10 protein-coding genes and 1 riboswitch are annotated in these 12,146 nt (G+C 42.6%); of the genes, 5 read left to right on the plus strand and 5 right to left on the minus strand.

The genetic code is table 11. The features are described from left to right. Positions 1–240 precede the first annotated feature (240 nt). The 3 genes from DABAL43B_RS00475 (at position 241) to DABAL43B_RS00485 (ending at position 3,441) form a co-directional block, all read left to right on the plus strand. Positions 241–1,353, plus strand: coding sequence for a hypothetical protein (locus DABAL43B_RS00475; protein ID WP_079690578.1), 1,113 nt, complete (start codon positions 241–243; stop codon positions 1,351–1,353). Positions 1,354–1,617: 264 nt separating this feature from the next. Then, positions 1,618–2,376: an endonuclease/exonuclease/phosphatase family protein gene (locus DABAL43B_RS00480; protein ID WP_079692977.1), complete on the plus strand. Its 759-nt coding sequence runs from the start codon at positions 1,618–1,620 to the stop codon at positions 2,374–2,376. Between the two features lie 69 nt (positions 2,377–2,445). Next, positions 2,446–3,441: an NADP-dependent oxidoreductase gene (locus tag DABAL43B_RS00485; RefSeq protein WP_079690579.1), complete on the plus strand. Its 996-nt coding sequence runs from the start codon at positions 2,446–2,448 to the stop codon at positions 3,439–3,441. Positions 3,442–3,474: 33 nt separating this feature from the next. Here the strand turns inward: DABAL43B_RS00485 and DABAL43B_RS00490 are convergent, their stop codons facing one another. Genes DABAL43B_RS00490 through DABAL43B_RS00500 form a run of 3 tightly spaced genes read right to left on the minus strand, consistent with a single transcriptional unit; the run spans position 3,475 to position 6,933 of the window. Then, the gene (locus tag DABAL43B_RS00490; protein WP_079690580.1) at positions 3,475–4,092 is read right to left on the minus strand and encodes an alpha-ketoglutarate-dependent dioxygenase AlkB family protein; all 618 of its coding nucleotides are present in this window, start codon (positions 4,090–4,092) and stop codon (positions 3,475–3,477) included. Between the two features lie 3 nt (positions 4,093–4,095). After that, complete coding sequence (locus tag DABAL43B_RS00495) at positions 4,096–4,992, minus strand: alpha/beta fold hydrolase (protein WP_079690581.1); 897 nt, start codon at positions 4,990–4,992, stop codon at positions 4,096–4,098. 48 nt (positions 4,993–5,040) lie between these two features. Next, the gene (locus DABAL43B_RS00500; protein ID WP_079690582.1) at positions 5,041–6,933 is read right to left on the minus strand and encodes an ABC transporter ATP-binding protein; all 1,893 of its coding nucleotides are present in this window, start codon (positions 6,931–6,933) and stop codon (positions 5,041–5,043) included. 359 nt (positions 6,934–7,292) lie between these two features. Between DABAL43B_RS00500 and DABAL43B_RS00505 the strand changes: the two genes are divergently transcribed. Together DABAL43B_RS00505 and DABAL43B_RS00510 are read left to right on the plus strand one after the other, a co-directional pair. Beyond that, entirely contained in the window at positions 7,293–8,186 is an 894-nt protein-coding gene (locus tag DABAL43B_RS00505; protein ID WP_079690583.1) for a hypothetical protein, read from the plus strand. A 185-nt stretch (positions 8,187–8,371) separates the two neighbouring features. Then, positions 8,372–9,262, plus strand: coding sequence for a fructose bisphosphate aldolase (locus tag DABAL43B_RS00510; RefSeq protein ID WP_079690584.1), 891 nt, complete (start codon positions 8,372–8,374; stop codon positions 9,260–9,262). 105 nt (positions 9,263–9,367) lie between these two features. Here the strand turns inward: DABAL43B_RS00510 and thiC are convergent, their stop codons facing one another. Continuing rightward, on the minus strand, positions 9,368–11,350 hold the full coding sequence (gene thiC, locus DABAL43B_RS00515) for a phosphomethylpyrimidine synthase ThiC (RefSeq protein WP_079690585.1): 1,983 nt from the start codon (positions 11,348–11,350) through the stop codon (positions 9,368–9,370). A gap of 241 nt (positions 11,351–11,591) precedes the next feature. Then, positions 11,592–11,708: riboswitch (TPP riboswitch) on the minus strand. Positions 11,709–11,808: 100 nt separating this feature from the next. Continuing rightward, the gene (locus DABAL43B_RS00520) at positions 11,809–12,099 is read right to left on the minus strand and encodes an oxidative damage protection protein (protein ID WP_079690586.1); all 291 of its coding nucleotides are present in this window, start codon (positions 12,097–12,099) and stop codon (positions 11,809–11,811) included. Positions 12,100–12,146: the final 47 nt, after the last annotated feature.

Genomic DNA, 12,146 nt, shown 5'->3' on the forward strand with positions numbered 1-12,146 from the left:
TTAATACTTAGGTTACGCTTATTAAAGCTGCTGTAGCTTGTTAAAGCACCACTTACAAAGCGTCATCATTTGCTTGCAAATTAACCCTATAGCTAATGAAGTTAAGTTGATAGGGTAATAGTAACGATTGGTAATTATTACAGTTACTTATCATATATTAAAAATTTCAAACGAGTAATAGCTAACTAATACCAAAAGAAGTACTAGAAACTAATGATAATAAAATAAGGAGCAGTATTTATGAAAGCAACTCTTAAAAGCTTACGTGAGACTAAAGCAAATCCAGCAGTCAGTATTTTTGTTAAGACTCACCGTGAGCATCCTGCCAACGAAAAAGATCCTATTGCCCTAAAAAATCAATTGAAAGTTGTCGAAGAACGCTTAACTAACGAATTTGATAAGCGGACGGCGACTACTATTTTGGAAAATATTCACGCTAAAACCAAAGAACTTAATCATAACTATAATTTGGATACGTTAGCGATATTTGCCAGCACTGATGATGTTCAGATTGTCCGTATGCCTATTGATACCACAGAACGTGTTGTCATCTCAGACAGCTTTGCTACGCGTGACTTGGTCCGTGATATGGCAAGCGCGGTTCATTATTATACCGTGGTGTTAACCCGTGACAGTGCGCGCCTGATAGAAGCTTCTAACGATCGCGTCGTGCGTGAGTTTGATAAAGACGATAAAGCGCAAAATAATATGGAAAACATTCCATTCCCTATTGAGAATAATGGCTTGTATACGACGGGTGATGCCGGTTCTGATCGTTCAGCCAACAATGAAAGCAGTTATTTAAAAGAGTTCTTTAACCAAGTGGATAAGAGCGTTCAAGAGCTGTGGGGCGAGCATAAAATGCCGCTTGTCATTGTTGGGGATGCAAAAAATATCGGTTATTATAAAGATGCCTGCGACCGTCCAGAAAATATCATTGCTACCGTATCAAATGCGACCAATTTGGAAGCAGGTAGTGCACAGCATATCGTTGATAGTGTTCAAGAAGCAGTAGAAGGTTATCGTACGTCGCTACATCAAGCTGCCTTGGGTGAGATTGATAAAGCCCGCGGTGCAAACATGCTGCAGACTGATCTACAAGAAGTCTACCGCAGTGCTTTCCAAGGCGTAGGCGAGACGCTATATGTCCGCCGTGGTTACATGCAACCTGCCAAGATTGATGAAGCAGCGCAAACCTTAAGCATGGCTGATGATGCTACTGCAGAAGGCGTCACTGATGATGCGATTGGTGAAATTATTGAGCATGTCATTCATAATGGCGGCAAAGCAGTATTTATGCCGCAAGATATTATGGCTGAAGACCAACCAATTGCTCTAGTAACTCGTTACTAATCGATGGCTGATATTCATGAATGAATTAGCCATTGGTAGCACATAGGTATAATATGAGAGCATTGGTTCGATACGAATCAATGCTCTTTTTATATCTATAATGGTAATGAATAGCTATTTTTTAAAGCTATTTACGATTATTTAATCGCTACGACCAACAATTAAATGAGAAGCATGGCTTATTTTTAGGCTTGATATTTTTGTTTAATACCCATCGTTTTTAACGCTTACTCTATCAATACTGAGTTTATGACTAATAAAATTATGACTAATACCACCTCTTTTGTTTTAACCAGCTACAACATTCATAAAGGCATGTCGCCGATGAATCGCCAAGTCAAAATACAGGGTATCGCCCAAGCACTCGATATTATTGGCTCAGACATACTTTGTCTACAAGAAGTACAGGGTCAGAATCTCAAACGCAATATGCAATACAACGAGTATCCTGACCAATCACAGCATGAATGGTTTGGTGAGTATCTGCAGCTGCAAAATAGCTACGGCAAAAACTCAGAGTATGAAAACGGTCATCATGGTAATGCGGTGTTGAGTCGTTTCCCGTTAGATCCCAAGCATAACGTTAATATTACGGTCAATAAACTTGAGCAGCGTGGTGTCTTGCACTGTGAAGTGCAGCCGATAGGCTGGGAGACGCCAGTCGTCGTACTGTGTGCGCATTTAAACTTGTTTGAGCGCGATCGCATTAAGCAATACGAAGCTATTGCTAATTACGTCCGTAATGAGATTGCACCTGACCAGCCATTGATTTTGGCAGGCGACTTTAATGACTGGAAAAAAATGTCTTGCGATAAACTCGCCGCTAATTTAGGTATGACGGAAGCTTTTAAACACTGTCATGGTAAGTTGCTCCCAACGTTTCCCGCAAAGCTACCTGTGCTTAGCTTAGACCGTATCTACGTACGTAATCTGAGAATAAAAGACGCTTGGGTACATACGGGCAAGCCGTGGTCAACGTTATCGGATCATCTGCCTTTGAGTGCAGAGTTGGCATTGCCCTAGAATAACGAAGCCACGAAGTAGCAATTCAATGAACGAAGAAATATTAGAATAATAAAAGGATAATAAATCATGTCTGATAAGCAAATACCTACCACTCAACACGCCGTACTCATACGGGAGTTTGGTGAACCTGAAGTAATGATGTATCAAGATGACGTAGCTATTCCTGAGTTAAAAGATAATCAAGTATTAGTAAAAGTTGCTTATGCTGGTATCAATCCTGTCGATTATAAAACTCGCCAAGGTAAAGGTTGGGGTGCTGATGGCATTCAAAAAAATAAATTCGATCACGATCAGCCTGCCATTTTAGGCTTTGATGTGGCTGGCGAGGTAGTTAAAAGTAATAACGATCAATTTTATATTGGTGATAACGTCGCTGCTCTGAGCTTTGATGGTAGCTGTTACGCTGAGTATGTGGCAGTTGATGCCAAGCTGCTAGCAAAAGTACCAGAGTGTGTCATATTGGAGCAGGCAGGCGCGCTACCTTGTATCGGACAAACGGCGCTACAGTTTGTAGAGTTTGCTGATATCAAAAAAGGTGAGCACGTCGTGATGAACGCCCCAGCTGGCGGTGTTGGTCATTTAGTTATTCAGCTATTGATTGATAAAGTGGCGCAAAATGATATCAAGGTAACGGTTATTTGCTCGCCAGAAAAATATGCTAAGCTTGATTGTTTAATCGATAAAAGCAAGCTGGCAGGCTGGATTGACTATACTAAAGAGGACACCTTCCCTGATTTGCAAGCCGATGTGCTACTGGACTTAGTTGGTAATGATGCTGGTGTGCGTGCGCTTAGCGTGCTCAAGTCGGATGGACGTGTCAACGTGCTGCCAACGATTTGGGTTGATAAGCTTAAAGAGGCTAGTGGTGACAGAGATCTGAGCGTGGAAGGCTATGCAGTCAAGCCAAATGGTCAAGATATGGCAAGAGCACTACAACAGGTGGCCGATGGTAAGCTAAAATTGCATATTCAGCAAACGTATCCGCTATCTGCGGTGGTAGAGGCACACCGCGAGCTACAAAAAGGTGATACCTTTGGTAAGATTGTTTTAAAACTAAACTAAGCTAAGCTAGATTTGATTGATTGCCAGATTTGATTAATTACAGGACATCTGTCTAAACGTTAGGCTAATTCGGCCAGTATCTACCGTTTTAGTCTTAGTAATGGTGTGCTTCCAAAAGGTCTGGGTATCGCCGTGCATCACGATAAGCTGACCTGACTCAAGATAAAGCTCGACTTTATCTTGAGTTTTTTTATGCTTAAAGACAAATTTGCGTGTAGTACCCAGTGATAAAGAAGCAATAATCGGCTGAAAACCTAACTCCTTTTCATCATCCGCATGATAGCCCATACCGTCAGCGCCAGTAGGATAATAGTTGAGTAAGCACGAGTTAAAATTAACTTCGATACCGATATTCAATAGTTGCTGTTCAATATGATGTTTCACATGAAACATCGTATCTGACCATGGAATCGCTTGACGCGAATGACCAGAATATTGGTAACCAATATCACTTTCACCCATCCAAACGATTTGGCGAGTCGTGATATGGGTTTTGCCAAATAAAGTCACAACATCAGCTTGCCAAGGTAGCTCGGTCAACAAGCTATAATATAAAGCGCTAGGATAATCAATAATAAGCCCTAAGTCATTCACCTTACCGTCGTAAGGCAATAGATTGTCAGTCGGTGCAGGGGCAAAAAGATCAGTCATATATTAAGCCTTTTTACTGCTCTGATAATGCTCATTGATAACTTGAGCACATAATTCAGGCGCTTCCATCGGTAACAGATGACCATAGTCTAGCAAGGATATAATGCTGTTATCAGGGATAAATTTTTGCCATTGTTTGCGCACTTGATGATTGATAAATAACGTTGGCTTGCCCGTAATAAGCGTATAAGGACAGCTGAGCTGCTTAAGGGCTGCATCAATATGAGGCGCACCAAAATAGTTGGCCAGCTCTTGCTCTGGCGCAAACATCAATGTATAGCTACCCTCAGGATTTGCCACCAAACTTTGCTCAGCAAACACCCGCAAGTGTGCATCGCTGATACGCTTATAGGCACGCTGAGCGCGCAGGCTATCATAATAATCATTGACACTTGCCCAAGTAGATTGCTTGGTCAAAGTGCTTTTAAAAGGCTCGCGGCTAAGTAGAAACTGACGCGGCAATAGATTGTATATCGTCGCTTGTTTTTTGGTAAATGTCACCGGTTCTATTAGGTATAGCTGTGAGAATAGCTCTGGGCGCTTCGCTGCAGCCATGGCGGTAGCAGTCGCGCCTTGAGAATGTCCAATACCAACGATAGGCTTATCTTGCGTCTTTTCCAAAAACTCAATAAGCATATCAGCGTCTTGCTCGCGCGTGAGGCGACGGCTCTGCGGCTTATCATGCCAATAGCCGCGTAGGGCAAGCGAGCTTATATCAAAGTCAGATACCAGCTCATTTAATAATGGTGCGTAAGTGCCAACGGGAAAACTATTACCACCATAAAAGTGTGCTGGAGGACGTGAAGTAGCATTTAAATCGGCTACCTTGTTAAGTTCGGCTAGATCGTAATAGCGTGCTCGTTGTCCAGAAATCGTAATATTTTTTGCAAAATCTTCCATAATGATGTCACATCCCTGTGTTTTTTGAGTGAGCGAAGTTATGGCAGTCTAGTCGTCTTCACCTAAGAAGCCACCACTTTGACGATGCCATAAGCGTGCATAGACGCCATGTAATGCCAGTAATTCGTCATGACTGCCTTGCTCAATGATACGTCCTTTATCCATAACCACTAATCTATCGAGAGCGGCAATAGTAGAGAGGCGATGAGCAATAGCAATAACGGTTTTACCAGTCATGATGTCGTTTAAGCTTTCGGTAATCGCAAATTCAATTTCAGAATCAAGGGCACTGGTCGCCTCATCAAGCAGTAAAATAGGCGCATTTTTGAGCATGACGCGTGCGATAGCAATACGTTGACGTTGACCACCAGAGAGTTTAACGCCGCGTTCACCAACTTGAGTATCGAGCCCCTTATTACCTTTATCATCATATAGGTCTTTAATGAATTCCCATGCCTGCGCTTGTTTTGCTGCAAAGACGATTTCATCATCGCTAGCATCAGGGCGACCATAGGCAATATTTTCACGTACCGTGCGATGTAGCAATGAGGTATCTTGGGTAACCATACCAATTTGCTGACGTAACGATTCTTGGGTCACTTCGTCAATCGCTTGACCATCGATATAAATCTTGCCGCTATCAACATCAAAAAAACGTAGTAGTAAATTCACCAAAGTAGACTTACCAGCACCTGAACGACCAACCAAGCCAATCTTTTCACCCGGTTTAATATTTAAATAAAAATCATCTAATAGTTTTGTGTGCGAGGCGGTAAGGGTAGTGCTAACCGTATCAATTTTTTCACCTTCGATATCGACGCTTTCGTAACTAAAATCAACATGATCAAAGACAATATTGCCCTCTGTGACAACTAGCGCTTTAGCATTAGGTATGTCTACGATGGTTTGCGGTGCGGATAAGGTACGCATGCCATCTTGAACCGTACCGATACTTTCAAATAAGCTGGCGGTTTGCCACATAATCATTTTGGTGAGACCATTTAACCGTAATGCCATGGCGGTTGCCGCGGCAATCGCACCGACGCCAACTGCACCACTTTGCCAGAGATATAAGCCAATCCCAGCGGTAGTACCGACTAAGATGACACTAATAGTATGGTTGACAATTTCGAGTTGCGAGACCCAGCGCATTTGCGAGTGTACCGTTCCTAGAAACTGCCCCATCGCATCTTTAGCATAGCTCAGCTCACGACGTGAATGGCTAAAAAGCTTAACCGTCATGATATTAGCATAGGCATCGGTGATACGACCAACCATCAATGCACGAGCATCAGCCTGCACAATGGCGGTATGTTTGAGCTTAGGAATAAAAAACCACATGGTCAGGCCAAATAACACAAACCAAATCACAAACGGAATCAGTAATAAGACGTCTAAGTTAAATAAAATCACCCCAGTGGTGATAAAGTAGACGAGGACATACAGCAGCATATCAGTAACGGTCATGACCGTATCACGTACCGCTAGTGCAGTTTGCATGACTTTAGCAGAGACTCGACCAGAGAACTCATCTTGATAGAATTGCATCGATTGATTGAGCATACGCTGGTGAAAACGCCAGCGCATCTGCATCGGAAAAACGCCTTGAATTGATTGAAAGCGGATCAGTGAGGACAACGAAATCCAAAAGGGGCTAATAATCAGCACAGCTAGCATCAACAGTAGCATATCGCCTTTTTCAGTCCATAGCGTCTGCGGTGTATAAGTGCCTAGCCAGTCGACCAGATTACCAATCCATGCAAACAGCATGGCCTCATAGACCCCAATACCAGCGGACAGAATCATAAAAAGAAGTAACCAGCCGCGCAAACCTTCGGTACACGCCCACAGAAATTTTATCAGCCCATCACGGGGCAGTGGCATTGGGGTATCAGGAAAGGCGGATAGGCGGGATTCAAAAAAGCGAAATAGAGCGTTCATAGGCGGTAGTAATACGTCAATAGCAATACGTCAAGATAAACGCTAGCAAACGTTATCTTGAGTGGTTACTTATGTTAATAAAATAGCATTCTATTTTAGCAAAACTTAGCAATCGCGCCTGCATGGTAATTGTAATTTGAATGCTTTTAAACGCTGTAAATCCTTTCTAGTTCAATGTTGCTTGAAAAACTCTCAATAGAAAACTGAAAATCGTATATATCAGTTGCTGTATATGAAATATATTGTTACATTTAATGGTTTTTTTCTAAATGTTTCAGCTGTGTCATTTACCAGCAGTGTCCTTTAAATGGTAATCATAATAACAAAGCAAGGCTGCAATTCAATTAAGGTAGAAACTTATGATGTATTTAATGATTGCGGTGTTATGTAGCGTCGCCGTCTCCGTGCTATTAAAAATATTACGACAAAAAAATATAGATATTCGCCAAACTATCGTTGCTGGTTATCCAGTCGCCTTTTTGCTTACTTGGTTATTATTAAAGCCTGATGTCAGCAAAATCGGTGAGCTTGGTGGCGCATGGGGGATTATCATTGCGCTTGGTATTTTATTGCCCGCAGTGTTCGTTATTCTTGGTCGCGCGATTGCGGCGGTTGGCATGGTCGCGACCGATGCTGCTCAGCGTTTATCGCTAATTATTCCAATAATTGCGGCATTTCTCTTATTTGGAGAAGTGCTAACAGGCACGCGCGTATTTGGTTTAGCATTAGGGTTTTTAGCACTTGGGGCACTGGTGTATCGCCCGCAGCAAAGCGCACTTGTTAATGAGAACGCTAGTACAGATACTGTGACCAATAACGTGGTTAATAAACAGGCACTACGCACACCGCTGTGGTTATTCGGTGTTTGGGTAGGCTACGGTATTATTGATATTTTATTTAAGCAAGTTGCCAAACAAGGCGCTGCATTTCCGCTCACGTTATTTGTCAGCTTTGGCTTAGCAGGTTTGTTGCTGCTTATCTATTTGCTTATCACTCGGGTACGCTGGCAAGGTCGAGCGTTGGCAGCTGGATTATTATTAGGTGCGCTGAATATCGGTAATATTTATGCTTATATCCGCGCCCATCAAATATTATCTGAGTCGCCAAGCATTGTATTTACTGGCATGAACGTTGGGGTTATTGCGGTGGCGACCATTATTGGTGTTGGCATATTTAAAGAGTCTCTTAACCGCATCAATATGCTTGGGTTATTATTAGCGATTGGCTGTGTAGCGGTACTGTTTTTAGCATAATAATTTTAACGTAATAATTTTAGCGTAAGAACAAGTTTCTCTAATTCTTTAACTTACGAGATATAGGCACACAGAGCGTCCTATGGTAAGGTTATCTGCAAACGGACAGACGTGCATAAACTGATAAATATCCGTTTACCTTTGTAATATTTGACTTTGATTAATAAAAATAGGATGTACTTTCAATGGAATACGAAAAACAATTACAGCGTATAAAAAACGGTTCAGGATTCATCGCAGCACTCGACCAAAGTGGCGGCAGCACGCCAAAAGCGCTAGAAAATTATGGCGTCACTAGTAACGATTATGACAACGACGAAGCGATGTTTGATTTGGTACATGAGATGCGTGCCCGTATTATGACTTGCACAGCGTTTGATAATGAGCGCGTCCTTGGAGCAATTTTATTCGAAGATACGATGGAACGTGAAGTAAATGGCAAGCCGACCGCCAATTATCTATGGGAAGAGAAAAATATCGTCCCATTTTTAAAAGTTGATAAAGGGTTGGCGAAACACATGAATGGCGTGCAAGTGATGCGCCCGATACCTAATTTAGACCTATTATTAAACAAGGCTAAAAATTATCCGGTATTCGGTACTAAAATGCGCTCAGTCATTTATGAGCCAAACGTCGATGGTATTGAGTTGGTGGTCCAGCAGCAGTTTGATGTCGCTAAGCAAATTTTATCAAAAGGTCTAATGCCTATCGTCGAGCCAGAAGTTGATATTAATAGTACTAAAAAACATGACTGCGAGATAATACTCAAAACCAGTATTTTGCATAACCTGGAGCGTTTAAACGATGAGCAGCAAGTGATGCTCAAGCTGACCTTGCCTGAAGAAGCTGGTTTTTATAAAGAACTGATCGACCATCCAAAAGTACTTAAAGTCGTAGCGTTATCTGGCGGCTATAGTCGCAGCGACGCTTGCGCTAAACTCAAACAAAACCCAGGTATGATTGCCAGCTTTTCACGTGCCTTTACCGAAGGCTTGAGCAAACAGCAAAGTGATGAAGAGTTTGCCGATACTATTAACACCTCAATTGATGAGATTTATGAGGCGTCTAAGATTTAAAACTTAAGGTTTAAGTTTTAAAATTAAGACTCAACTATAAAAGAGCCTCTGTAATTATTACAGAGGCTCTTTTATAGTTAAAATAAGGTAATGAACCTTATAACTCTAAACTTCTTTATACAACTGACGTCCTTCCGCGTGATACTTTTGCGTCATCTCGTCCATACCTTTTTGGATATCATCTACGCTCATAGCATCTGTAGCTTGTATACCATTTTCTTTAGCGTCTATCCCTTTAGCATACTCACGCACGTTTTGAGTGATTTTCATAGAACAAAACTTAGGGCCACACATCGAACAAAAGTGAGCGGACTTGTGCGCATCTTTCGGTAAAGTCTCATCATGGAATTCGCGTGCTGTATCAGGATCTAGTGCCAGATTAAACTGATCGTCCCAGCGAAATTCAAAACGGGCTTTGGATAACGCATTATCACGAGCTTGTGCACCGGGATGACCTTTGGCAAGGTCAGCAGCATGGGCGGCAATTTTATAAGTGATGATGCCATCTTTGACATCCTTTTTATTGGGCAGACCTAAATGCTCTTTTGGGGTGACATAACAGAGCATCGCGGTGCCGAACCAGCCAATCATCGCGGCGCCAATAGCACTAGTAATATGGTCATAACCTGGGGCGATATCAGTCGTTAAAGGCCCTAAGGTGTAAAAGGGCGCATCGGCACACGTCTCAAGTTGCAAGTCCATATTTTCTTTAATACGGTTCATCGCTACATGACCCGGCCCTTCAATCATGACTTGCACATCATGCTTCCAAGCCACTTGGGTCAGCTCACCTAAGGTACGTAGCTCACCAAATTGTGCCTCGTCATTGGCATCTTGTAAGCAGCCCGGACGCAAGCCATCACCTAAACTAAACGCTACATCATACTGTTTCATAATCTCGCAAATATCTTCAAAGTGGGTATATAAAAAGCTCTCTTTATTATGAAACATGCACCATTGCGCCATGATAGAGCCGCCACGCGAGACGATACCAGTCAACCGATTGGCGGTCAACGGCACATAGCGTAGTAGTACACCAGCATGAATCGTAAAATAATCAACGCCTTGTTCTGCTTGCTCTATTAAGGTATCACGAAAGATTTCCCACGTTAAATCTTCGGCAACGCCATCGACTTTTTCAAGTGCTTGATAAATAGGAACTGTGCCGATTGGTACTGGCGAGTTACGAATCAACCATTCGCGGGTTTCATGGATATGATTGCCCGTCGATAAATCCATGATGTTGTCCGCACCCCAACGCGTCGCCCACGTCATTTTAGAAACTTCCTCATCAATAGAAGAACCCAGCGCAGAATTACCGATATTGGCGTTAATTTTTACTAAGAAATTTCGCCCAATAATCATCGGCTCAGATTCAGGGTGATTGATATTATTTGGAATAATCGCGCGACCAGCGGCAACTTCACTGCGTACAAATTCAGGGGTAATAATGGCAGGCGTATGCGCGCCAAAAGTTTCGCCCGCGTGTTGGCGCATATCAGTCAGCTCATGCTGTTTTTGGGTTTCACGAATGGCGATAAACTCCATCTCAGGAGTGATAATACCGCGACGCGCGTAATGCAATTGAGTAACGTTGCCTACTTTCCCATCAACAGCTTTAGCACGGCGCGGCTTGTCAATATGAGCAAAGCGTAGGTTTGCAGTGCTGATATCACGCGCGCGCGCCAGACCGTATGAGCTTGATAAACCAGCGAGCTGTTCGGTATCGCCGCGCTCATTTATCCAACCTTCACGTAATTTTGGCAGACCTTTGGTCAAGTCGATGCTGGCATTGGGATCGGTATAAACGCCTGAAGTATCATAGACATAAAACGGTGGATTTTGTTCCCATTCGCTCTCAGGAACGCCTTGAATCGGTGTGGGATCAAGTGTTATTTCGCGCATCGGTACTTGAATATCAGGGCGAGAGCCTTCGATATAAACTTTGCGAGAGGCAGGTAAAATGCGATGTAAGTCACGTGCGTCTTCTTCAAAGCGAGCATCGCTTACGTTGCGATGAGCAGGAGTCTTTAGCGCATCTGTTTTAGCAGTTTTTTTGGCGGGGGTAGTCGCTTGTAAAATAGTCATATGCTGTCCTAGCGTGTTGGTTTTTGAATAAAATCAACACCGCCAGTAGCTGCGGGGTAAGTCTATGTCATACGGACAAATATAATCGTAAGACAAACGCACTATCCGAACGAAATCTAGTGAGTCATCTCTAAAGGATTGATGGGCGCAGCTTATTATTGATAGTCAGGTAGCACTATAAAAACTTGCTAGATATTGACGATAATAACAAGGCATTTCTGCGCGCCCTTTGTACTTGTATAACATAAGCTTAAGACTTCCCTGCGTCGGTACTAACCGCATCAGGTTCGGCGGGTGATATCTCAGCGAATGTATAAAGGCTTTTAAGCCATAATACACCGCACCCCGAGTCTGTCAGTGTTGTAAATCACCTTTATACTAGCAAACTTCGCTGACAAGTCCTAGTCATTTACCTGTTTGTTGTGGCTTCAACTATTTTAACAATCACGGTCTTAATATTAGCTTTCTGGCGTCCAGCCCTGCGCGCGCTCATAGTCTTCATTATCCAAAAACTTATCGCGCTGCTCGATTAAGAATTTTTTGGCTTCCGGATCTAGCATGCTTAAGTGATTTTCGTTAATTAGCATCGTTTGCTGCTCAAGCCATTCTTTCCAAGCCTTCTCAGATACAGTTTCTTGTAGCTCTTGACCTTTTTTATTAGGGAAGGGCGGATGTGGCATTTTTGGTAATTGTTGCTGATATTTACGGCAAAATACGGTATTGGCTTGAGGATTAAAAGTCTCAGTCATAGTAAGTTCCTTATTATTGATATTAAATTATCGAGTCGAATATTTGC

The sequence above is a fragment of the Psychrobacter sp. DAB_AL43B genome, assembly GCF_900168255.1.
Lineage (GTDB): Bacteria > Pseudomonadota > Gammaproteobacteria > Pseudomonadales > Moraxellaceae > Psychrobacter.

What these genes read in the sequence shown, in the direction of transcription:
- DABAL43B_RS00520 (WP_079690586.1), bottom strand. Translation starts at nt 12,099, where the DNA reads ATGACTGAGACTTTTAATCCTCAAGCCAATACCGTATTTTGCCGTAAA.
- thiC (WP_079690585.1), bottom strand. Translation starts at nt 11,350, where the DNA reads ATGACTATTTTACAAGCGACTACCCCCGCCAAAAAAACTGCTAAAACA.
- DABAL43B_RS00505 (WP_079690583.1), top strand. Translation starts at nt 7,293, where the DNA reads ATGATGTATTTAATGATTGCGGTGTTATGTAGCGTCGCCGTCTCCGTG.
- DABAL43B_RS00490 (WP_079690580.1), bottom strand. Translation starts at nt 4,092, where the DNA reads ATGACTGATCTTTTTGCCCCTGCACCGACTGACAATCTATTGCCTTAC.
- DABAL43B_RS00475 (WP_079690578.1), top strand. Translation starts at nt 241, where the DNA reads ATGAAAGCAACTCTTAAAAGCTTACGTGAGACTAAAGCAAATCCAGCA.
- DABAL43B_RS00510 (WP_079690584.1), top strand. Translation starts at nt 8,372, where the DNA reads ATGGAATACGAAAAACAATTACAGCGTATAAAAAACGGTTCAGGATTC.
- DABAL43B_RS00480 (WP_079692977.1), top strand. Translation starts at nt 1,618, where the DNA reads ATGACTAATACCACCTCTTTTGTTTTAACCAGCTACAACATTCATAAA.
- DABAL43B_RS00485 (WP_079690579.1), top strand. Translation starts at nt 2,446, where the DNA reads ATGTCTGATAAGCAAATACCTACCACTCAACACGCCGTACTCATACGG.
- DABAL43B_RS00500 (WP_079690582.1), bottom strand. Translation starts at nt 6,933, where the DNA reads ATGAACGCTCTATTTCGCTTTTTTGAATCCCGCCTATCCGCCTTTCCT.
- DABAL43B_RS00495 (WP_079690581.1), bottom strand. Translation starts at nt 4,992, where the DNA reads ATGGAAGATTTTGCAAAAAATATTACGATTTCTGGACAACGAGCACGC.